Source organism: Pseudovibrio denitrificans JCM 12308 (genome assembly GCF_001310815.1).
Classification (GTDB): domain Bacteria; phylum Pseudomonadota; class Alphaproteobacteria; order Rhizobiales; family Stappiaceae; genus Pseudovibrio; species Pseudovibrio denitrificans.
Genome location: NZ_BAZK01000004.1, coordinates 140,567 through 163,043 on the forward strand (window position 1 = coordinate 140,567; position 22,477 = coordinate 163,043).

The 22,477-nt window shown below is 54.3% G+C and carries 17 protein-coding genes and 6 pseudogenes; 7 read left to right on the plus strand and 16 right to left on the minus strand.

Translation table 11 applies throughout. The annotated features are described in order from the left end of the window. Positions 1–16: 16 nt before the first annotated feature. Both JCM12308_RS06060 and JCM12308_RS29120 read right to left on the minus strand, forming a co-directional pair. Entirely contained in the window at positions 17–1,912 is a 1,896-nt protein-coding gene (locus tag JCM12308_RS06060) for a protein kinase domain-containing protein (protein WP_208978291.1), read from the minus strand. A gap of 62 nt (positions 1,913–1,974) precedes the next feature. Then, positions 1,975–2,526: a hypothetical protein gene (locus tag JCM12308_RS29120; RefSeq protein WP_208978292.1), complete on the minus strand. Its 552-nt coding sequence runs from the start codon at positions 2,524–2,526 to the stop codon at positions 1,975–1,977. A gap of 173 nt (positions 2,527–2,699) precedes the next feature. On the opposite strand from JCM12308_RS29120, the gene JCM12308_RS06065 reads away from it, so the two are divergent. Both JCM12308_RS06065 and JCM12308_RS06070 read left to right on the plus strand, forming a co-directional pair. After that, a complete protein-coding gene (locus JCM12308_RS06065) occupies positions 2,700–3,224 on the plus strand; it encodes a GNAT family N-acetyltransferase (protein WP_054783150.1) in 525 nt (174 codons plus the stop codon). A 115-nt stretch (positions 3,225–3,339) separates the two neighbouring features. Next, positions 3,340–4,149 (plus strand): hypothetical protein, encoded by an 810-nt coding sequence (locus JCM12308_RS06070; RefSeq protein ID WP_054783151.1) that lies wholly within the window; start codon positions 3,340–3,342, stop codon positions 4,147–4,149. A 200-nt stretch (positions 4,150–4,349) separates the two neighbouring features. Here JCM12308_RS06070 and JCM12308_RS06075 read toward each other — a convergent pair whose 3' ends face one another. Next, on the minus strand, positions 4,350–4,967 hold the full coding sequence (locus JCM12308_RS06075; protein ID WP_054783152.1) for a glutathione S-transferase family protein: 618 nt from the start codon (positions 4,965–4,967) through the stop codon (positions 4,350–4,352). Positions 4,968–5,172: 205 nt separating this feature from the next. Continuing rightward, the gene (locus JCM12308_RS06080) at positions 5,173–6,075 is read right to left on the minus strand and encodes a LysR family transcriptional regulator (protein WP_054783290.1); all 903 of its coding nucleotides are present in this window, start codon (positions 6,073–6,075) and stop codon (positions 5,173–5,175) included. A 137-nt stretch (positions 6,076–6,212) separates the two neighbouring features. Here JCM12308_RS06080 and JCM12308_RS06085 point away from each other — a divergent pair, with 137 nt between their 5' ends. Continuing rightward, positions 6,213–6,788: a cytochrome b gene (locus JCM12308_RS06085; protein WP_054783153.1), complete on the plus strand. Its 576-nt coding sequence runs from the start codon at positions 6,213–6,215 to the stop codon at positions 6,786–6,788. A 45-nt stretch (positions 6,789–6,833) separates the two neighbouring features. Here the strand turns inward: JCM12308_RS06085 and JCM12308_RS32140 are convergent. Next, positions 6,834–7,379, minus strand: a pseudogene (locus JCM12308_RS32140) (sugar O-acetyltransferase). A gap of 51 nt (positions 7,380–7,430) precedes the next feature. Here JCM12308_RS32140 and JCM12308_RS29125 point away from each other — a divergent pair. Beyond that, on the plus strand, positions 7,431–7,862 hold the full coding sequence (locus JCM12308_RS29125) for a hypothetical protein (protein WP_208978293.1): 432 nt from the start codon (positions 7,431–7,433) through the stop codon (positions 7,860–7,862). Between the two features lie 61 nt (positions 7,863–7,923). Continuing rightward, positions 7,924–8,094, plus strand: coding sequence for a hypothetical protein (locus JCM12308_RS29130; RefSeq protein ID WP_208978294.1), 171 nt, complete (start codon positions 7,924–7,926; stop codon positions 8,092–8,094). Positions 8,095–8,103: 9 nt separating this feature from the next. Here the strand turns inward: JCM12308_RS29130 and JCM12308_RS06100 are convergent, their stop codons facing one another. Next, positions 8,104–8,733, minus strand: a complete 630-nt coding sequence (locus tag JCM12308_RS06100; RefSeq protein ID WP_054783154.1) for an NAD(P)-dependent oxidoreductase — start codon at positions 8,731–8,733, stop codon at positions 8,104–8,106. A 67-nt stretch (positions 8,734–8,800) separates the two neighbouring features. On the opposite strand from JCM12308_RS06100, the gene JCM12308_RS06105 reads away from it, so the two are divergent. After that, positions 8,801–9,391 carry a TetR/AcrR family transcriptional regulator gene (locus JCM12308_RS06105; protein ID WP_054783155.1) on the plus strand — a complete coding sequence of 197 codons (591 nt, stop codon included), beginning with the start codon at positions 8,801–8,803 and terminating at the stop codon, positions 9,389–9,391. A 12-nt stretch (positions 9,392–9,403) separates the two neighbouring features. Here the strand turns inward: JCM12308_RS06105 and JCM12308_RS06110 are convergent, their stop codons facing one another. The 4 genes and pseudogenes from JCM12308_RS06110 to paaG all read right to left on the minus strand — a co-directional run bounded on the left by JCM12308_RS06110 (position 9,404) and on the right by paaG (position 12,637). Then, entirely contained in the window at positions 9,404–10,015 is a 612-nt protein-coding gene (locus JCM12308_RS06110) for a TetR/AcrR family transcriptional regulator (RefSeq protein ID WP_008549518.1), read from the minus strand. A 15-nt stretch (positions 10,016–10,030) separates the two neighbouring features. After that, positions 10,031–11,342: pseudogene (paaK, locus tag JCM12308_RS06115) on the minus strand (phenylacetate--CoA ligase PaaK). A 34-nt stretch (positions 11,343–11,376) separates the two neighbouring features. Beyond that, positions 11,377–11,808, minus strand: a complete 432-nt coding sequence (gene paaI, locus JCM12308_RS06120) for a hydroxyphenylacetyl-CoA thioesterase PaaI (protein ID WP_054783156.1) — start codon at positions 11,806–11,808, stop codon at positions 11,377–11,379. Beyond that, positions 11,808–12,637, minus strand: a pseudogene (paaG, locus tag JCM12308_RS06125) (2-(1,2-epoxy-1,2-dihydrophenyl)acetyl-CoA isomerase PaaG). Before paaG ends, paaI begins: the two are co-directional and overlap by 1 nt. 347 nt (positions 12,638–12,984) lie before the next feature. Between paaG and paaN the strand changes: the two are divergent. Next, the gene (gene paaN, locus JCM12308_RS06130; RefSeq protein WP_054783157.1) at positions 12,985–14,649 is read left to right on the plus strand and encodes a phenylacetic acid degradation protein PaaN; all 1,665 of its coding nucleotides are present in this window, start codon (positions 12,985–12,987) and stop codon (positions 14,647–14,649) included. A gap of 74 nt (positions 14,650–14,723) precedes the next feature. On the opposite strand, the gene iolG is transcribed toward paaN, so the two are convergent. The 6 genes and pseudogenes from iolG to JCM12308_RS06160 form a co-directional block, all read right to left on the minus strand. Continuing rightward, positions 14,724–15,716, minus strand: a complete 993-nt coding sequence (gene iolG, locus JCM12308_RS06135; RefSeq protein ID WP_008549805.1) for an inositol 2-dehydrogenase — start codon at positions 15,714–15,716, stop codon at positions 14,724–14,726. 134 nt (positions 15,717–15,850) lie between these two features. Next, the gene (gene iolB / locus JCM12308_RS06140; RefSeq protein ID WP_014284512.1) at positions 15,851–16,675 is read right to left on the minus strand and encodes a 5-deoxy-glucuronate isomerase; all 825 of its coding nucleotides are present in this window, start codon (positions 16,673–16,675) and stop codon (positions 15,851–15,853) included. After that, positions 16,672–17,579: pseudogene (gene iolE / locus JCM12308_RS06145) on the minus strand (myo-inosose-2 dehydratase). The gene iolB and the pseudogene iolE overlap by 4 nt, the downstream one beginning before the upstream one ends. Before the next feature lie 5 nt (positions 17,580–17,584). Beyond that, a pseudogene (gene iolD, locus JCM12308_RS06150) lies at positions 17,585–19,416 on the minus strand (3D-(3,5/4)-trihydroxycyclohexane-1,2-dione acylhydrolase (decyclizing)). After that, positions 19,413–21,352: pseudogene (locus JCM12308_RS06155) on the minus strand (bifunctional 5-dehydro-2-deoxygluconokinase/5-dehydro-2-deoxyphosphogluconate aldolase). Before JCM12308_RS06155 ends, iolD begins: the two co-directional pseudogenes overlap by 4 nt. Before the next feature lie 141 nt (positions 21,353–21,493). Next, positions 21,494–22,345, minus strand: coding sequence for a MurR/RpiR family transcriptional regulator (locus JCM12308_RS06160; protein WP_008549568.1), 852 nt, complete (start codon positions 22,343–22,345; stop codon positions 21,494–21,496). Positions 22,346–22,477: the final 132 nt, after the last annotated feature.

The following is a 22,477-nucleotide window of genomic DNA, read 5'->3' on the forward strand; positions in this document are numbered from 1 at the left end:
GACAAAGCATCACACCCTACCCAGTACCGCCCGGGCCTCCCTTCGCATAGTTGATCAGGGTCAGGGCTTGGTCTGCGGAGAGGCGGGTGGTGGGGTTGAGTTTGAGGAGGCCGATGATGGCTTCCTTCATGTTTTGTGGAACACCTGCCAGATGTCGTTCCAGCAGAATGCGCAGCTGGTTGGAATCCGTGTTTGCACCATTGCGGAAGTCCGTCAGATCCTCCTTGAGAAGATTTGCAGTGCGGCTCCCGGCAACAGCTGTCACCAGCAGAATACCAGCGGACCACGCATCGATCTTCTCGCTCAGGTTTTCCTTGTTGGGGCCGGGGTTCTTGGCTTCCGGCGGCATGATGTCCGGGGTGCCGCTCAGATCGAACCCATCAGGCTCGCCTTCACCTGTGCCGGTCGCCACGCCTTCATGGGCGGTGGCAAGGTCATAGTCGATGATCACCGGCACCTCATCACCTTCCTCGCGGAACATGATGTTGTCGGGCTTCAGGTCCTGATGGACGATGTTACGCTTGTGCAGGAAGGACAGGCCATTCAGCAGCCCGTTGGCGAACGCTTCTGCCTGTTCCTCAGGCATACCACGTTCCTCTGGGATGCGCTCTGTCAGGTTTCCGCCCTTCAGCTTCTCCATCACCATGTAGGGCTCTTCCTGTTCGGTGATGCCGGTGCCTTTGATCTGAGGGATGTTCTCGTAGCCCTTTGCTTCATCAAAGTCTGCCAGTGCCGTCAGGATCTTCGCTTCATGTAGAAGCTGCGGAATGCCGATATAGGTCAACGGCTCTCCGGCTTCCACCTGCACTGCATTGGGTCGCTTCAAAACTGCATTTTCCATCTCTGGGAAGTCCTGAAGCACACCAGTTGCACCATGGGCAAGAACGCCAGGCTGATCGTGTTCCCCATCAACGATAGGGGGCGGAACATGCTGGTTCATGCGCAGGCTATGCCGTGTTGCGCGATAGCGGTTGCCATACTGGCGAGCATCACGACCGCGCTGAGGCACCATCTCAATGCCTGTTGGCACACTGTCTGGTTCAATCACCAAAGTGCCATTGCGTTTTCTCTGAACGCGAATAGGACTACCTTCCTTGGGCTCGTCGCTATAGACCGGTTCTGGCTCCTGTGGCTCCGGCTCTTGCGGCTGTGGTTCAGGTTCCTGTACCTGAGGCTGCTCTTCCGGCACAAAGTTCGGGTTGTTCTGCTGCATCAACGCAAGCGCTTGCTCAGCTGTCAGGCGCTCGCCCACCTCAACCCGCATCATGCCTTTGATAGCCATTTTGATGTGCTCAGGCGCAGTGCCTAACCGACGATCCAGAGCTTCATCAACAACAGCCTGATTTCCCTCGGCCTGTCTGGCTTCCTGCACCAACGCCTGCTGGCTTTGCTTGCCAATCACTGCCGCTGCCAGACAAAGCCCACCAGTCCACGAATCCGCTTTGGGAGTGATCTTAGCCAGATTGATCTGCTGGCCTTGCTTTTCAGGGGGCTGGATGTTCGGTTCGCCATCCCGCTCGTAGCGGAACTCCTCATAATCATCCGTTGCTGCCGCAATCCCTTCAGTGGCAGAGGCTGCGTTGAAGTCGATGATCACCGGCTCAACACTGCCCTGATCACGGAACATGATATTGTCGATCTTCAGATCCTGATGGATCACATTGCGGTTTTGCAGGAAGGAAATGCCGGAGAGCAACCCCTCCGCAAACTGGTCCAGCTGCTCTGGAGGCAGACCTTCATTGGCAATACGATCATCCAGCGTGCCGCCCTTCAGGTTCTCCATGATCACAAAGGGCTCGCCGCCACCGGTCACGCCAGAACCTTTCACCTTGATGATGTTCTCAACGCCTTTGGCACCTTCAAACTCCCCAAGAGCAGACAGGATGGTCGTTTCGTGAATGATCGACTCCATCCCCAGAAACTGCTGGTCCTCTCCCTCACCATAGCTGTAAGGGCGCTTGATGACGGCGTCTTCTATGTCGGGGTAAGTCTGCAGGTATCCCGTACCACCACGGCCAAGAGCTTGTCGGCTAATGCATCCCCCTGAAGTGGTGGTGTGATCTTGCCTTCTACATCGGTTGAGTATCTGGTCGGTGCGTAAACCGCATGGCGAACACCATCCAGTCCGGCCCCATGAGCTGTCGCAATCGTGCGGGGCACGGAGTAGGGATCAATGACCATGGTGCCATTGTCCTTGTACTCCACCTGCATCCGGCTACCTGCCTTGGGTTGCTCATTGGGGCGGTTCTGCATGGGAACAGCCAGCGGCGGCATCATGGGCTGGCCCGGTTGCGGAGGCTGCTGGGCATCGGCATCGTTGACCCGCACCTCTGGTGGAGCCTGGTTTTCTGGTTGTCCAACGGGTCTCTCACCTGCCAAATCCGCTGGATCAAACTGCAGGTTCAACTCCTGCCCCATGGCCTGTATCCAGTTTTCATGATCCGGAGCAGGATTTTCATTGGGCTGTTGTTCGTTATTGTTGCCAGGAGCCATAAGCTTGCCCTTCTTGCCGACAATCTTAATCAACTAGCCAATTATGACTCGCAGCGCTCACTGCAGAAATAATAAAACCAAGGAACATTATCTATTGTTATCAGCCCGATAACGCGCACAACGACTATCGATTCAAGTTTGCATCTGATCTGAGATGTCTCGCATGCGATCGGTGCTGTATTAGGCCATGAGGGAAGGGAGTAGGAATGCTGGAAACACCCATCCAAACACCCCGCTGCATCCTCGCCAAACCAACACCCGCCGATAAACCAGATCTCATAAAGCTGTTCTCTAACGAGAAAACCAGAGAGTTTCTGGGAGGAAAGCAAAGCGAGGCAGCAATTGAAGCTCGTTGTTCAAGCGTAGTGGCTGCAACGGAAGTGTATCATGCAGTCGTGTATGCCGGAGACACAAGCAACTTCCTCGGTCTGCTCACGCTGGGCCCTTATCATGACCGCGAATACCACGAGATTTCCTATGAGTTCCTGCCGGAACACTGGGGGCAGGGATACGCAGAAGAATCCCTCAAAGCCTTCCTCCCCATCGCTATGGAAAACCTGAAGCTCATGACGATCCTCGCCGAAACCCAACTCCAAAACACCCGCTCCATCCATCTGCTCCAAAAACTCGGCATGAAGAAAATCCGGCAACTGAAACGGTTCGGTGAGCAGCAGGCTGTTTATGCGCTTGCAAGGAGCACTCTCCCGATCAAACGCCACGAGCACAGCTAGTCTCCAGCCTGCTCTGATAGTGGGGAGTTCTGCGAAGCTACAGATTGAGTGGATTGCAGAAAGATGCTCGATCAAAGTCAATCGTAATACAGCCTTCATCTCCTGAGTTCTGGCAATGCAAACGTATGATGACAACTTCTTCGGAAAGATTCCGATGGAGATTGAAAAACAAGCAACTGAAGACTTCCTGCGTTACATCTTGGAGACTGTGACGGACGGTGAGAAGGAGTTTGATCACCTCTTCATGACCGCGGGTGAACAAGCGATACAGATTTTGGAGCAGACGAAGATCTGCGAGAATACTGGGATCGGTGGGAAGCTGCGAGTTTCACGCGAAAAGATTTCCAGTCATTTAGAGAAACTGGAGGAAAACAGGCGTCCACTCCTGGAAGACTGTGTTGCTGTTTCCTTATGTGTCGCCACGCAATACGACAAACACCCGAATAGAAACAAGAGCTTTTGGGACACCGTAGAGTTTGCCCCTCAGTTGCAGTCCATACTCAAAGATATCGGTTTAATCCGCGCGAGTAACAAACCACACCCTAACTTTGTTCCTTATCTCTTGGACAATGCAATGCTTGTCTTGGATCAAGACAAGCCAAATCCGGAGATATCAGCGATTGTTTCTGATGTCGCTTTGAACACCTGGCTCAATGCGCCTAAGGAGTTCAAGAAGATCATAAACGAAAGGCGAGGAAAGATAACTGGTTTCCATTACGGCTTGTGGGCAGGTAATTGGCGTTATGGGCGATGGCTGACTAAAGCTGAAATAACCAGGAAAATTGAGCTGTTTAACTGCCTGATTGATGGGATAGTGATCGACAAGCTCTATGAGATTTTGATTGAACTGGGCGAGTTGGAGCCCGGACCAATTCCCACAACCCGTAGTTTGAGAGAGCAGCAGAGGTCGCCTGCTAACTCCTGATTTTGGTTGGTGGCTCTTGCTCTGGAACTAATCATATTCGGCATCGATGCCGATTGTTATGCCTGACGGTGGGCAATACCCAGCTCAGTGCTTCCTCCATAACGGCGAAATCGCGTTTTAAGACCTAGGCTACACCGCATCACAATGCAAAGCAGCTGCCTCAAACATAAAGCGGCAGCTGCCTTCAATCGTGTTGGAGACTACCCCAGCATCCCAGCTGCTTTCACAGCCTTCACGGAATCCCGTTCTTCCATCAGCTTTTGGAAAGCGTGGAACTTGGGGAAGGGGGTGATGTCGACTTGATCGCCCTTGAGCCAGGTGCTGACCACGTAAAGGTAGGCGTCGGCGATGCTGAAGGTCTCGCCAAGCACATAAGGGCCGGTGACGATGTTCTCTTCCACATACGAGCAGCAGGCTGTCATGGTTTCTGGCACTTTAGCACGCATGTCTTCCCAGCTGGATTCCTTATCTGCCCAACGGGCACCGCGCAGCTTGTGGGCGTGGTTCACGTGCATGGTGGACGCCAGATAGTACATGGCCTCGCGCATCTTGGCGGCCTTGTAAGGATCAGAGGGCTTCAGGCTCGCATCCGGTGCAAGGTCGGCAACGTAATCCAGCAGAGCACCGGCTTCCGTCAGAATACCGTGGTCGGTCACCAGAACAGGCACACGGCCTTTCGGGTTCACCTCTAACAGCTGCGGACGGCTGACCTCCGGGTTCTTGAAGTCGATTTTGTGCGTGGTGTACGGCACGCCGGATTCTTCAAGGGCAATGGCAACGGCAATTGAGATGGTGCCGGGAGCGTAAAACAGTTTCATAGATCACTTGCTTGGCTGAAATGATAGGATGCTTGCACACTATACGTAGCATCCCCAACCTGCAATTGAGGTTATTGTGACCAGCACTTAAGCTAGCATCCCTTAGAGCGTATTCCCGAAAAGTGGTTCCGGTTTTCGGATAAGAATACGCGTTAAAACAAAAGGTTAGAGCTGGATGCGTGAATGCAGATGAACGCAACCTGCTCTAGCGGCGATAAAGCTCGCCCTGCATATCTGGCCGCAAATCCATCAGCGCATCTGCCAGAAAGTCCACAAAGCGGCGGATACGCACGGTCTTGCGCAAATCAGCATGCAGCACGATCCAGAGAGTTTGCCCGAATTCCAGCGGCGTACCGGGCACACGGCACAGGTCAGGAAAGAACTTCTCAAACACCACTGGTAGGGGAGAAATGCCACAGCCTTCCCGAAGCATCCGCAGCCGCATGTATCCATCAGAAACGCTATGGCGGACGTCGGCCTGAGGAAAGGCGGACTGCGAGATCCAGTTGCTGAACGGGCCATTCTCCGGCCATCCTATCCACGATAGACCTGCACCTTGTGGGCCAGCCTTTGCAAACGTAGTGTGGATGTAAGCCTTGCTGGCATAAATGCCCATCGCCATAGGATAGAGCTTGCGGGCAACCACGTCGCCGCTCACATCATAGGCGGCTCGCAGTGACACATCCGTCTCGTCCTTGTTGATGTTCTCAACCGCAGAGGTCAGTCGCAGCGCCACCTGAATATCCGGATAAGCTTCCTGAAAGCGACTGATGATCGGTGTAATCACATCATAGGCAAATGTGGGCGTAACGGAAAAGCGAAGCGTTCCGGCCTCGGTCTTGTCCAGCCCTTCAACCCGTTTGCGCGCATTGATGATTACCTGTTCAGCCTGTTCAGCAAATGGCAGTACAGCCTCGCCAGCCTCCGTCAGCTTGAAGCCCTTAGTGGAGCGCACAAACAATGCCACCCCATAACTCGCCTCCAGTGCCTGAATGTTGCGGTTGACTGTGCCGTAGTTGGTGTGAAGCAGCTCTGCCCCGGCCCGCAAACTGCCAGCTCGCGCCACTGCGAGAAAGGCGGGCATCAGTTCCCAATCAGATGACTTCATGAATGCTCCATTGTTCCTCTCATGTAACACAATGTTGCGAATGATAGCATTCTTGTTCTCATCATGTAACGTAAAATGTGCTCCAGAATTGATCAGGAACTCGTAGGCAGGTTCCTTGAAAATGGATGGAGCATGCAATGACAACTCGATATCACCCGGTTTTAGTCGCCTTACACTGGATTGTCGCCCTTATGATTTTCATGGCACTGGTGGTGGGCGGCCCCATGCTGGCCGAAATGGATAACGCAGACCCCGAAAAGCTGACGGGCATGACAGGGCATATGATTTGGGGCATGACTGTTGGTGTGCTGATCATCCTGCGCCTCATCACCCGCTTCGTGACGAACAAACCCCGCAAAGCTGATGCGGGCAACACCGCCCTCAACACGCTCGCTGGGTTGGCGCACTGGGCGCTTTACCTGCTTATTGCAGCGATGGTTGTCTCAGGCCTGATCATGGCCATAAACGCAGATCTCTTCGCAATCGCATTTGGTGGCTCTGGCCAGGCACTCCCGACAGATCTGATGATCTATCCGGCACGCGCTGCTCATGGAATGATCGCCACCTTACTGAGCGCACTGATATTGCTGCACATCGGTGGATGGGCCTTCCATCAGTTTATCCTGAAGGACCGGCTGTTCGGCAGAATGTGGTTCGGCAAGCGAAAAGTGTCTTCTGAAACAGAAGAAACACCTCAGGCACTGAAGGCCTAACCGGAGTAAGAGATGGCTGCTGGGATGTCCCCGGCAGCCGTTGCTTTACCCGCGAACGCGAGCGGGATTGCCCACACGGTTGCCCCGGCGGGCACATCCTTGGTCACCACGCTGCCAGCACCAACAATGGCCTCATCGCCAATCGTCACGCCCGGCATGATGATTGCAGCCCCGCCAATCCAGACGCGCTTGCCAATGGTCACCGGCTTGGCAACCTCCAGCCCGGCACAGCGCTTTTCTGCATCCTTATGGTGCTGCGCGCAATAGATCTGCACATTCGGCCCCAGCATGGTCTGCGCCCCAATCCGCACCGTTGCACTGTCCAAAATGGTGCAGCCCGCGTTGAGGAAGACCCTCTCTTCCAGATGAATGTTGACGCCATAGGAGCAATGGAACGGTGTTTCGATGATCGTGCTGTCTGTGGCACTGCCAAGCAAGGCACGTAGGCAGGGCTGATCAGCCACGTTCACTTGGGTGCAGTGTGCGATGTTCATGCACGGCGTGATAGGCCGCTTGACGCAATGCCTCCAGCTCATCATCAATGCAGGTGTACCACTCACCCGCCTCCATCTTTTCACGTTCTGTTTTCATGTGGGGCCATTCCTTGAGTCTTGCTGTAACTCTCGGAAAATTCGAAGAGTCTTGCAAGCAGCATTTTCACTGTCACCTGCATTTCGCCAAAACCTGAGCAGCGCATCAGCGGAATCTGCTGGTTTGCGTTGCCATAAAATGCGATATAGAACATATAGTGAACGAATGGGGTTGGAGATGCAATGGCTACCTGGGTTCTATTGGAAGGAGAGGGACGGCCAGAGAAACATGTTTGTTGGCGGCTCGCTGCTGTCCTTCGAAGTTGCAATCTTGCTTTGGGAAGAGCTGGCGATGCCGCCATGTCTCATGTGGCAATGGCAGATTTTGCATAAAGCCTATGTGAGAGCATCCGGAGGAGAAGCAACAAAGCCGCTTGGCACCATCTCCTCTCAGATTGCCTACTGTCATTATGTTGGCTCGCTCAAGGCGCAACCACCTGAAAGAGAAGAAATGAGAAAACCGAAATACATCTGGCCCCGCTGAAGGAGCAAAGATCGGCGACGGCAGAGGCATTGGCCGCGTTCCCGACAATCCTGAGATTTGTATGCGCGTTGACCGCTTCACCCAGGAGAACGGTGCGATAGGCTGGTACTATGTGGTGTCCGAAGGTCGCGAGTTCATCGAAGACGGACACCGTCTCAGTAAATGGGAAGCCGTTTTGGCGGCTGAAGAGGTCTATGACAGCAGCGGCATCTGCAAGGCCTCTCTGATCTGACCGCACGCCTCAGGTGGAAATCCCCACGGCACGGTGAAGGTACTGCATGTCTGAAAGCTGGCGACTGAGAAAACCGGCGATGTCTGCTGGGTGGATCTTCAGCGAAAGGCGCGGTTCAGATGGGGGGAAGTTCTCTTTGTAGTCGCCGGTTGCCAGCTCTGGAGCAAACGCGCTGGGCCGCACGATGGTCCAGTCCAGACCGCTCACCCGCACCAGCTCCTCCTGCAGTTCATGGTCTTTGAATACAGGCCGCAACAACGCACCAAACATGATCCGCTTCCAGAAGAAGTTGAGGTTTGCCCAGCTCTCATGCGCCCCAAGGGTGGACTGACAGATCAGCCGCTTCACCCCGTGCTTTTGCATGCCCAGAATGACATTGCGGGTGCCGTCTGACCGGATCGTGCTGCTGCGCGACATGCCGGCTCCCAGCGTAATCACCGCCGCCTCATGCCCTTCAACCGCTGCTGCAACCTCATCAGCAGAGGCCGCATTGCCTGCCAGAAGCGTTAGGTTCTCATGCTCAATCTTCAGCTTGTCGGGTGTGCGGGCAAAGGCTGTCACCCTGTGCCCATCTGCCAACATCCTCTCCGTGGCGAGCCTGCCAACGGTGCCCGTTGCACCAAATATGATCGTTTTCATCGTCATACCTCTCTAACTTTACATGGTGTCAAGTTGACATCATGTCAATCGCATCTATATTGACACCATGTCAAGTCAGAATATTCCCACACGAGATCGTATCCTGAAGTCCACCTGGCAATTGCTGGAAGTGGGGAATGGCAATGCTGTGCGCATGTCAGATATCGCAAAGGCCGCCAAAATCAGTCGTCAGGCGCTCTATCTGCACTTTCCCAATCGCGCAGATTTGCTCACTGCCACAACGCGTTATCTGGATGAAGTGCACGATATCGATGCAAAACTGGTCAAAAGCCGGAGCGCAGCATCCGGCACGGAAAGACTGGAAGCCTGGGTCGAGACCTGGGGCAATTACATCCCGACGATTTTTGGTGTAGCCAAGGCGCTCATGGCCATGCAGGAAACGGACGACGAAGCCGCTGCCGCGTGGAATGACCGAATCCTTGCCATCCGCGATGGCTGCGAAAAGGCGGTGCAGGCACTGAAAGCCGATGGCAAGCTAACGGATAACATGAGCGAAGAAGAAGCAACCGATTTGCTCCTCACGCTCCTTTCGGTGCGCAACTGGGAACAGCTGCGTATCACCTGCAACTGGACGCAAGACCGCTACATCGACATGATGCAGCAGCTCACCGCGCAGGCACTGGTAAAATCAGAATAAGGGCAGGGGAGATCAGCTCGCCGCGGTTCCCTGAATGGAACGCGAGCCATTCAACAGAAGCTGCACCACCAGATCCGCATATCCTTCGCGGCTCAGGTCGCCCCCTGGTTTAAACCAAAGGTAAGACCAGTTGAGCATGCCAAACAGGCTCATGGTGACGGGTTTGATCAGCGCGTCGCCATCACCAAACTGCGGATTGGTGGCAGCCACAGCATCAGCAAAAATGGCAACCAGCTTGCGCTCCAGCTCAATGATGTCCTGTTTCTTCTCGGTTGGAAGAAACGAAAGCTCATTGATCTGCAGCTTGTGCTCTGAATCTGCGTCCTCATAGGCCATCATCAAAGCACGGCACAGGCTACGCAACCGCTCCAGCGGTTCTTGCTCCGCCTGACCAGCACTCTCCACCGCATCTACGAGCTCCTCAAGGTGCGCACTGATAATGTCAATCAGCAGCGTCTCTTTGTTCTCATAGTAGTGATAGAGCAAGGCCTTGGAGAAGCCGCAGATCTTGGCGATCTGCGCCATGGATGTTTTGTCGTAGCCATGCTGCGCGAAGGCGCGCGCCGATAACTTCAAGATGGATTTGCGTTTATCGTCATAATCCGCTGCTCTGGTGCGCGCCATGCTTTTGTATTTCCGTTAATCTTCTTTAGGCCGCAGGTCCACAACCCGCTTGGCCTTGCCTTGGCTTCGTTCTATGGAATTTGGCAGGCCCACGTCTACCCCAACCGAAATTCCGATGTTGTTTTTCACATGAACCGCCAGCTCTTTCGCGCTCGCCAGACGATCTGCATCAGAGGTGGCATGGGCAGCCGCTTCCACCTTCACCATCAGCTGATCCATGCGGCCCTTGCGAGCCAGCTCAATCTGGTAGTGAGGGGAGAGGCCATCACAGCGCAGCATCTGCTCTTCGATCTGGCTTGGGAACACGTTTACACCACGCACAATCATCATATCGTCAGAACGTCCGGTGACCTTTTCCATACGCCGCATCTTGCGAGCCGTGCCCGGCATCAGGCGTGTCAGGTCGCGGGTGCGGTAGCGGATGATCGGCAGACCTTCCTTGGTCAGCGTAGTGAACACCAGCTCACCCTCAGATCCGTCGGGCAGAACCTCACCGGTCACCGGGTCAATAATCTCAGGGTAAAAGTGATCCTCAGATGTGCAGACCATCCTTGGTATCAACGCACTCCTGCGCCACACCCGGGCCCATGACCTCTGAAAGGCCATAGATATCAACCGCATGCATATCGAACGCCTGTTCGATCTCTTCACGCATGGAGTTGGTCCACGGCTCAGCACCAAAGATGCCAATCTTGATGGAGCTCTTGCGTGGATCCAGACCCTCTTTGCGATACTCATCCAGAATGGAGAGCATGTAAGACGGGGTGACCATGATGATCTCAGGCTTGAAATCCTCAATCAGCCGCACCTGACGCTCTGTCATGCCGCCAGACATGGGGATGACGGTACAGCCAAGTGCTTCAGCACCGTAGTGCGCGCCCAAGCCACCAGTAAACAGCCCATAGCCATAAGCGATGTGCACTTTATCACCCGGCTTGCCGCCTGCTGCACGAATGGAACGCGCAACAACACCAGCCCAGGTCTCAATGTCCTTCTTGGTGTACCCCACCACAGTCGGCTTGCCCGTGGTGCCGGAGGATGCATGAATGCGGCAGATATCTTCCTCAGGAACAGCAAACATCCCGAATGGATAATTGTCGCGCAAATCCTGTTTGGTGGTGAATGGAAACTTCGCCAGATCAGCCAGACTCTGCAAGTCATCCGGATGCACGCCAGCTGCATCAAAACTGTCTTTATAGAACTTTACGTTCTCATATGCATGACGAACTGACCAGCGCATGCGCTCCAGTTGCAGCGCTTGCAGCTCCTCACGGCCAGCCGTTTCAATAGGCTCCAGATCAGGCCTGCGTTCTTCAACCTCCAACATTTTCTCCTCCTCAAATGCTGGTCATCCAAATAAATTAAGTGCTTAGCTCGATGTGGGTCCCTTTGATGGTCCTCGAGTTTCCGCGAAATTCTGCAATGCGTGTGCCGTCCTGATTGCACACATGAATGTCATAGACGCCGGATCGGCCCTGCACGGTAATTTCCTCGGCAGTTGCCGTCAGAACATCATCCTCAAAGGCCGGGGCGAGATAAGTGATGGAGCATTGAAACGCCACAACACGCTGGTTATGGCTGTTGCATGCAAAAGCAAACGCGCTGTCCGCCAGGGTAAAAATGTACCCGCCGTGGCATGTCTTATGCCCGTTGGTCATGCGTTCAAGGATCTTCATGGAGATCACAGCACGGCCTGGTGCAATTTCATCCAAGGTCATGCCCAGAGCGCGTGTTGCTTCGTCTTCTTCCCACATGGAGGCCGCAACGGCCTCCGCCAATTCCTGCTTGTCCATTATCGCTTGCCTGAATACTTCGGAGCCCGCTTTTCCATGAAGGCAGTCACGCCCTCCAGATAATCCGGCGTGCGGCCCGCTTCGCCTGATAATCCCGCTCCAGATCAAGCTGCTCATCCAGCGTGTTGCCTTCAGAGGCATTCAGCGCCTGCTTGATCAGGCCAAGACCAATGGTCGGCCCCACAGAAAGTTCCTGAACCATGGCCGTGGCTTCGTCCAGAAATGTCTCGGCAGAAGAGCACTTCCAGATCATGCCCCATTCCTCTGCCTGTGCAGCGGTGATCGGCGTGCCCAAGATGGCAAGTCCGCGCGCCCGGGCAGAGCCTACGAGACGTGGCAGGAAGTAAGTGCCGCCAGAATCCGGTACCAGCCCGATCTTGGCAAAGGCTTGAATGAACTTGGCTTTCTCAGAGGCGATCACGATATCGCACGCCATGGCGATGTTGGCACCAGCCCCGGCAGCCACACCATTCACCGCACACACGATCGGCATGTTGATCGACTTCAGCTTGCGGATGAGGGGATTATAAAAATCACCGATGGTCTGGGTGAGATCCGGTGGAGGGGAGTCGGGGGTCGGCTTCACGCGGTCACCAAGATCCTGACCTGCACAGAACCCTTTGCCAGCCGCTGTCAGCAAAATCGCGCGGCAGTTCTCATCCGCGTCCGCAGCTTCCAGCGCAGCATAAAGCGCACGGTGCATCTCGTCATTGAACGAGTTCAGTTTGTCAGGACGGTTCAGTGTAATCACATGGTAGGTGTCTTTCACATCCACCAGAATGCTCTGCTCGGAAATGACGCTCGTCTCGCTCATGGTCTCTCCCTCCAATAGAGCGCGTTCCGTTTGATTGCTCCAATCAAACGATAAGAAGTCGCTCATAAGAAATGTTAGAGCATGATGCGTGAATGCAAATGAACGCAACGTGCTCTTTGATCTGTCATCACTCCCCAGTGAACCACCGAATCTCCTTCAATGAACTTCCAAATTCATGAGGAGAGCCCTCTGGAAAACCTAATCACTTCGTAGGCTGGTCGATGGTTCTAGCAATTTTTGCTTGAAATGACTGACCGGTCGGTAAATTATTGTCTGGAAGTGAAACCGCTGTCAATTGGAATTCAACTCACACATTGGTCGAAGAAACACTGCGGCAGCCGCAGGTTTTTCGAGGAGGAACAATGAGTAACTTTTTTGAAGCACATAAAGACACGCTCTTTCAGGCAGTAAAGACAAGTAAATCAAGAGATTACTGGTCTGCTTACCCTGAGATCGCCTCTGGCAAGATCTATGGCGAAACAGCAAAAGACGATCAGCTTGCAGAATTTGAGGGGATTCTCGGCAAGCCATTTGCATTGGGCCAGCCAACCAACGGCAAGTGGACCGGCGCCGAAACGTCTCCCTATGGCAAGGAACTGGGCGTCACCTATGAAGATGTTGATCCGGCCGAACTGGTCAAAGCCTCGCAGGAAGCTGGTAAGAGCTGGGCCAAAGCATCCGTAGAAGAGCGCGTCGGCGTTGCGCTGGAAATGCTGGACCGCATCAACAAAAAGTCCTTCCTCATCGCCAATGCGGTGATGCATACCTCTGGTCAGGCCTTCATGATGGCGTTCCAGGCAGGTGGCCCACACGCACAGGACAGAGGCCTTGAAGCCGTTGCTTATGCCTATGACGCGATGACCCAGACACCAACTGAGGTGACTTGGACCAAACCGCAGGGCAAGCATGACCCGATCGTGCTGGACAAGAAATTCCGAGTTGTGCCACGCGGTGTTGCGCTGGTCATCGGCTGTGCGACCTTCCCAACCTGGAACACCTATCCGGGCATGTTCGCAAGCTTTGTCACCGGCAATCCGGTCATCATCAAGCCGCACCCAATGGCGATCCTGCCAATGGCCATCTCTATCCAGATTGGCCGTGAGGTGCTGAAAGAAGCAGGCTTTGATCCAAACGTCCTGCTGCTGGCTGCAGATACTACGGATGCACCAAAAACCAAGGAACTGGTCACTGCTGATGCTGTAAAGATCATCGACTTCACCGGCTCCAACGCCTTTGGTGAGTGGGTGCGTGAAAACGCAGGCGATGCATTGGTCTACACCGAAGAAGCAGGCGTCAACGCGATCACCATCGAGTCGACTGATAATCTGCGCGGCATGGCCAGCAACATTGCGTTCTCCCTATCGCTCTATTCCGGTCAGATGTGCACCACACCACAGAACATCTTCGTTCCCCGTGATGGCATTGAAACCAACGACGGTAAGAAGAGCTTTGAGGAAGTGGCTGACGCCATCAAGATCTCGTTGGACAAGCTCCTCGGCGATCCGGCCCGTGCAGCAGCGATCCTCGGTGCCGTACAGAATCCGGCCACGCTGGAGCGTATCGATGCTGCTGGCAAGCTCGGCAAGGTGATCCGCTCATCCGAGCCTGTTGAAGGTATGAACGGCGCCCGTTCTGCAACACCAACACTGGTGGCGGTCGATTCCAAAAACGAAGAAGCTTACATGCAGGAGCGCTTCGGCCCGATCTCCTTCATCATCGCTTGTGATGATATTGATGATGCCATCGCCCGTGCAGCTGGTTCTGCAAAGAGCCATGGTGCCATTACAGCAGCGCTGTATTCAACGGATGAAGCTGTGATTGATAAGGCCGTGGACGCTTATGCCTGGGCAGGCGCACCGCTTTCTGTGAACCTTACTGGCAACATCTACGTGAACCAGTCAGCCGCTTATTCTGACTTCCACGTCACCGGTGCCAACCCAGCTGGCAACGCCAGCCTCACAGACGGCGCCTACGTCGCCAACCGCTTCCGCATCGCCACCGTCCGCCGTCAGGCAGCCATGGCGTAAGCCAAGTTTTTGAGACACTAAAAAGGGCCGGTGCAATGCATCGGCCCTTCTCATATTCAAATCTGAAAGCAGACTTAAGCGTTTGCCAGCTCGCGTGCTTTTGCAACTTCAGCTGTTGCTGCTTCTGCCAGCTCAAGAGCCTTCAAACCGTCGAAACCGTTTGGAGAGATCTCGGAACCGCTGGTCAGCGCGTCAACAAAGGCTGTCAGCTCAATGCGGTAAGCTGCTTCATAGCGCTCCATGAAGAAGTCCATGAGAGGCTCAGCAGTGTAACCTTCACCGTTTGCAACAGTCACAGTAGTGGTGCGCATGTTCTCAGCAGAAACCATGCCCTTGGAACCGTGAACTTCCACGCGCTGGTCGTAGCCGTAGGTCGCGCGGCGGGAGTTGGTGATGGTGCAGATCTTGCCGCTTGCAGTCTTCAAAGTTGCAGTAGCAGTGTCCACGTCACCAGCTGCGCCGATCTCTTCAGAAACGATCGCGCTGCCCATTGCGTTCACTTCAACAACTTCTTCGCCAAGCAGGAAGCGAGCCATGTCAAAGTCATGGATCATCATGTCTTTGAACAGACCGCCAGAGCGCTTCACGTAGTCGACAGGTGGCGGGGAAGGGTCACGAGAGGTGATCTGAACCATCTCAACGTCACCAATCACACCAGCTTCGATCTGACGCTTTACTTCAGCGAAGTTCGGGTCAAAACGACGGTTGAAGCCAACCATCAGCTTTGCGCCGGTCTCTTCAACAACCTTCAGGCACTCACGAACGCGGTCGCCATCCAGATGGATTGGCTTTTCGCAGAAGATTGCCTTACCAGCGCGTGCCGCCTGCTCAATCTGCTCAGCGTGCAGATCGGTTGGGGTCGCGATGATCACAGCGTCAATCGCCGGATCATTCATGATGGCGTCCAGACCATCAACGCGTGCACCAGTCTGAGCTGCGATTTCTTTTGCAGCATCTTCAAACGGGTCGTACACAGCCGCCAGTTTTGCATTTGCAAGCTGGCTCACAGCTTTTGCGTGGGTTTTGCCAATACGGCCAGCTCCCAACAGGCCAATTGAAACAGTCATAGCTTATCTTTCACAACAGCGTTTATATCGCGCACTCCAGCAGAGTTGCCTGGTGGGTATCCCAAAAGAAGGCGCGTTTATTAAACGCATGCTCCCGCATAAGAATTTACGGGAACATGCGGATATCAGGTGCCTCAGGCGTCCGCAGGTTTTGCGTCGCGCTGAGCAATCCAATCGTGATCAGGGTGGTTCTGGAAGCGCCATTTACGCATCGGGCCAGCCATCACATTCAGGTAGTACATCTCATAACCATAAGGCGAGCCACATGGGTGGTGACCTTTTGGTACAAGCACAACATCCCCACTGGACATCGCAATCGCCTCATCCAGCTCACCATCTTCAGTGAATACACGCTGGAAGCCGAAACCCTGCTCTGGGTTGAGACGGTGATAATATGTCTCTTCCAGATAGGTCATTTCCGGGAAGTTATCTTCGTCATGACGATGCGGAGGATAAGAGGACCAGTTGCCCTGAGGGGTGTAAACCTCAGTCACCAGCAGGCTCTCTGCAAAGTCCTGATCTTCCATGGCGATTGGGTGGATGTAGCGGGTGTTGGCACCAACGCCGCGCTCAACGCTTGGAATGTCATCCGGGCCAATCACGCGGGCAGGGTAGCTGCCATCCTTTGCAGGGGCAGTACACACAGCCAGTGTCAGCTTGGTAACAGCGGTTGCGCTCCACTCAGCTCCGGCAGGAACGTACACACACCATGGCTTGATGCGCTCAAACACGTTCTTACGCTCACCAAGGGTGCCAAAGTCCTGACCATCAGAGGTGATGGTCGCTTTGCCTTCCACGATAACCAGAATGGCTTCTTTGCCCTTCATCAGTTCCTTGGCGCTTGCGCCCGGCTCCAGATGATAAAGGCCAAAGCCAACGTAGCCCCAACCGGCGCTTTCAGGCGTGATGTCATGCACCTTGCCCTCTTTGCCATTAGGTTTTACGAGAAGCTTGCTCATGCGACTACCTTCTTATCAAGACCAGCGCTCACAGCCATCTCGCGCAGTGCTTTCAGGCCCATGCTCTGGTAGGTGAACGGATTGCGCTGATCAGGATCCTGTTCTGCTTCAATCACCAGCCAGCCTTCATAGCCATGCTCAGCTGCAATCTTCAGCACAGGTTCAAAATCAACGCCGCCTTCTTTATCGCCAGGAACGGTGAACACACCGCGGCGTACGCCTTCCAGGAAGCTCAGGCGCTCGCCTTCAACCTGCTCACGGATGGTTGGACGAACGTTCTTCGCGTGCAGGTGACGCACACGAGCCATATGCTTCTTGGCAACTTCAACCGGGTCCGCACCACCAAACCATGCATGGCCAGTGTCCAGCAGCAGGTAGGTGTTCGGGCCGGTCACTTCCATAAAGCGATCGATCTCTTCACCTGTCTGTACCACAGTACCCATGTGGTGGTGGTAAACGAGGGAGATGCCCTGTTCAGCGCAGTAAGCAGCAATCGCTTCCACATCTGCACCAAACTTTGCCCACTGCTCGTCAGCCAGCACAGGCTTGTCTGCAAGCGCGGTGTCATCAGCACCGTGGATGGCGTTGGAGGTTTCGCAGGTGATGCAAACCTTACAGCCATAGCTTTCAGCAGGTCGAGGTGAGGCTGGATTGCTTTCTTCTCGTCTTCAACGCTGTGCGCCAGAAGGTTCAGAGAATGCCAGCCGGAAACAAAGGCAAGACCGTGTGGTGCCAGTGCAGCTTTCAGTGCCTCTGGCTCGGTTGGCATCTTGTGGCCTTTTTCGATGCCGTCGAAGCCGATTTCACCGGCTTCTTTGAGGCACTGCTCCAGAGAAATGTGCGCACCGAGAGTACGGTCGTCGTCATTGCTCCATGCAATTGGGTTGGTTCCGTAACGGATCATTGGCCTTAGTCCCCCAAACGCTGATTGGTCAGCGCGCTTTCGTAGCCCTTGCGAGCTTCATTTACTTCTTTTCTTTTTGATACTTCCGGCACAGCCACATCCCACCAATGACCACCTTCCGGCATGGTTGGCAGCGGATCGGTGTCGATCACAATGCAGTAGGACTTGGTGCTGGCTTTTGCGCGCTCAAGAGCTTCGCCGAGCTCTTCAATGCTCTTAACGTGCTCAGAGGTTGCCCCCATTGCACCCGCATGTGCAGCAAAATCAATATTGGATGGCTCAACGTGGTATGCGTCATCCAGAAGGTTGTTGAAGTTGTCACCACCGGTTGCCATCTGCAAACGGTTGATGCAGCCGTAACCGCGGTTGTCCAGCAGAACCACAATGATCTTATGACCCAGCATGACGGAGGTCGCCAACTCGGAGTTCATCATCATGTAGCTGCCGTCGCCAACCATGACGACCACTTCATTCTCAGGCTTGGCCATCTTAACGCCAAGACCACCGGCAATCTCGTAGCCCATGCAGGAGAAGCCGTATTCCAGATGGTAACCACCCGGCTTGTCGGTCTTCCAAAGCTTGTGCAGTTCGCCCGGCAGACCGCCAGCAGCGCACACAACAGTGGTGTCTGCGTTGGACGCACGCTGAACAGCGCCGATCACCTGCGCATCAGTTGGCAGCTCATTGCCACCATCAGGTGCTGCAGTTGCGCTCTCAACAGCGGCGAGCCATGTCGCACGGTGAGACGCACCATCGGTTTCAGCTTTCCAGTTGCCCAGATTCTGGCTGAGAGCCTGCAAGCCAACACGCGCATCACACACCAGCGGAAGCGCGTTGTGCTTGCCACTGTCATAAGACGCTGCGTTCAGCTGCAAGATCCGGCGATCCGGGTTCTTAAACAGCGCCCAAGAGCCTGTGGTGAAGTCCTGTAGGCGGGTGCCCACAGCGATGATCAGATCAGCATCTTCTGCAATCGCATTTGCAGCAGCAGAACCGGTCACACCAATACTGCCCAGATTCAGCTCATGATCCCATGGCAGAGCGGACTTACCAGCCTGCGTTTCAGCAACCGGTACGTTGTGTGTCTCAGCAAAGCTCTTCAGATCATCCGTTGCCAGAGAGTAATGCACACCACCACCAGCAATGATCATTGGCTTCTTCGCAGCGCGGATAGCAGCAACCGCAGTTTCCAGCTCCAGCGCATCTGGTGCAGGGCGGCGGAAGTGCAGGGTGCGCTCTTCAAAGAAGCTCAGCGGCCAGTCAAACGCTTCTGCCTGCACGTCCTGACACATGGCCAGAGTCACTGGACCACACTCAACCGGATCAGTCATAACCGCCATCGCGCGTGGCAGTGCAGTCAACAGCTGTTCAGGACGCTGAATGCGGTCATAGTAACGGCTGACTGGGCGGAAGGTGTCGTTTGCACTGACGGTGCCATCCTGGAAGTCTTCGATCTGCTGAAGCACAGGATCTGGCGCACGGTTTGCAAACACATCACCTGGAAGCAGCAGGACCGGCAGACGGTTCACGTGAGCCAGAGCCGCAGCAGTCACCATGTTGGTCGCACCTGGACCAATGGAAGTGGTCACAGCCATCGCACGGCGACGGTTGGACGCTTTGGCATAGGAGATCGCCGCGTGGGCCATGCCTTGCTCGTTGTGACCGCGATAAGTCGGCAGCGTGTCTTGAGCGTGATAAAGCGCTTCACCAAGACCTGCCACGTTACCGTGACCAAAAATAGCCCAGACGCCAGCAATAAAGCTGTCTCCCTCAGGCGTTTTCTGGGCTGCTAGATAGCGAACCAGAGCCTGTGCGCTGTTAATCTGATCGTACTCATGCAACTTCTTTCTTATCCGCTCGGGCCTGCTCCCAGACAGAACCGAGACCTTCAAATTTCGCAGCCATGTTCGCAATGGCTTCTTCGTCAGAAATGTTTCCGCCAAGCCACTTCTCAGCAGCTTCAGCAAAAATGGTACGGCCTACAGCAAAACCTTTCACAAGGTCATACTTGCCTGCAACCTCAAAGCTCGCTGCGAGCTCTTCAGCCGGTGCATCAAGGCCAAGAACAACAATACCGCGGCACCAAGGATCATTCTTTTTGATCGCATCACAAGCTTTCTGCCAGCCTGCGTCGGTCTTCAATGGCTCCAGCTTCCACCAGTCAGGGTAAACACCCAGATCGTAGAAGCGCTGAATGATGGTCGCGGTGGTGTCATCATCAACCGGTCCAACCTTGGACGGGATGACTTCCAGCAAAAACTCCAGATTATTTTCGCGGCACGCATGTGCAAGGCGAAGGATCGTCTCTTCCTGACGCGCTTTCATCTCAGCGCTGTCATCTGGGTGGTAGAAGCAAAGCACCTTAACCACATGCTCAACCGGCCATTCTGCCAGCTGGCTGCCAAGGTCAGGACCAATCTCCAGCTCCAGCGGACGGGAACCTGGCAGTTCAACAGGGCGGCCAATCCACAGACCAGAACCCGTTGCTTTGAACAGCGCTTCCTCACCAAGACGGCCATCACACAGAATGCCGTAGTCGTCACCACCAGCACGAACCTGCTGAGCAGCTTTGAGGCAAAGCTCTTTGAACTCAGGGATCTTGTCTTCAGAAGCGCCAACTTTGGCAGCCATGTCTTCCAGCTGAGAGCGGTGGTCGAAGGCAAACACTTTCATGTTGGACCAGTCGCCCTTGCGGTTGGTCGCCCAGTGGATCTGCTCCAGTTTCTTGTCTTTGCGCAGAGCGTGCTCGGTGGAACCGTTCTCAAGGAACCACTGCAGCTCTTCCCAGCTTGGGTAAGCCGGCGCACAGCCGTGACGGGATACAGCAAACGCACCACATGCATTTGCATAGGTGAGGGTGGTCTCCCAGGTCTCGTCTTTCAGCCAGCCGCGCAGCAAGCCAGACATGAAACCATCACCCGCGCCAAGCACGTTGAACACTTCAATTGGGAAGCCCGGACCGGACTTGCCGTCATCAAGCTCGCGCCAATCTCATCTTCAAACACCACAGCGCCCATTGGGCCACGCTTGCAAACAAGAGCAGCCTTGCTGACCTTGCGCACCGCGTTCAGTGCTTCAAGAGTATCGGTAGAACCGCCTGCGATATGGAACTCTTCTTCCGTACCTACAATCAGATCAAACAGGTGCAGGTGCTTTTGCAGCTCAGCAGTCACCTTCTCGGAAGCAATGAAACGCTCTTCACCGTCACCGTGACCAGCAAGACCCCAGAGGTTCGGACGGTAATCGATGTCCAGAGCAGTGCGCGCGCCGTTCTCTTTCGCAAGACGCAGCGCTTTAAGAACAGCAGCTTCGGTGCGTGGATGCGAAAGGTGCGTACCTGTGACGGTCACACAGCCTGCTTGGGCAATAAACTCAGGATCAATGTCATCTTCGCACAGCGCCATGTCGGCACAGTTCTCGCGATAGAAGATCAGCGGAAACTGTTCTTTGTCACGAATACCAAGAATAACAAGTGCGGTCAGACGCTCTTTGTCGGTGACAAGACCATCGACACAAACGCCTTCTTTAACCAGCTGCTCGCGAATGAAGCGGCCCATGTGCTCATCCCCTACGCGGGAGATCAGGGCAGACTTCAGCCCGAGACGAGCTGTTCCGACTGACATATTGGTTGGTGAGCCGCCGACATACTTATTAAACGAAGATATGTCTTCAAGTCGGCTGCCAACCTGCGTTCCATACAGGTCGACCGATGACCGGCCGATTGTGATGACATCAAGTGATTTCAACGGATTCTCCCAATCAGGTACTAGCATTTCCTGAAAGATTACATATTCCAAAAATAATCACAAGTGGAATGTATGTTCAAAATAGAATGAGCTTCATTCCAAAATTTGGAGAAGCTCTCTTCCATTTTCGGTGCTGTGTGGGCTTCCCTTTGATTCCTTAGAGATACTCTAGGAGAGGGAGGTCCACTTTCGCGCATCGCCAACTGCAACAGCGATAGAAGTTGCAAGGCACATGGTTGTGGAGAGTGAACGGAAAGCGCCGTGCTCTGCCTCATTAACCTCCAGAACGGTTGAAGAAACGCGGGCGATTGGAGACAGAACACTGTCCGTCAAAGACACCACCGCCACGCCGCGACCAAAGGCCTTGCTGGCAAATTCAACCACCTCTGGAGAGTAGGGGCTGAAGGTCGCCACAAACAATGCATCGTTCTCATTGATGAACTGAACACGCTCTTCCAGAATACCTCCCGTGTATTCCAAAAGATTGGTTCTGACGCCCATTTTACCCAATGTATAGTGCAGGTAGCTAACCACTGGGTATGCACGTCTAAGTCCCAATAAGTGTATGTTTTCTGCAGCTGACAGCGCTTCAATGGTGCGTTCCAGCGCCACCGTATCCACCTGCCGCAGCAGATCATCCAGCGACTGCTTGGAACGTTCCACGAAGTTGCCCAGAATGCTGCCAGGGGTGTTTGTTCCGCTCTCGCGGATCTTGGTCAGGCGCTCTGTATACTCAGAGCTGCGGCCAACCAGTTGCCCCTGGAAGATCTGCTGCATCTGCGAGAAACCATCAAACCCCAGCGTCTGCGCAAAGCGTACAAGAGTAGACGGCTGCACGCCTGCAGCGCTGGCAATCTCCGCTGTTGTGCCAAGAGCGATTCTGTCCGGATTTGCCAATGCGTACCGAGCGCACTGCAAAAGTCTCTTCGGCATGCTCTCCGAAAGAGTACTTATTCTAGCCTTCAGGCTCTCGTAATCCGAGGGAATGTCTGGGCTAATTGCATCTAAATTCTGTGTCATGAAAAAAATCTATTCCAAAACTTGAAAAACCGCAATGTACGTTCTATAAATTTGGAATGAATTTTCCGAATTGGAAAAATTTGGATGAATTCTACGATTGTAGGGCCGGTAACACGCGCTCTGTCCATCTAC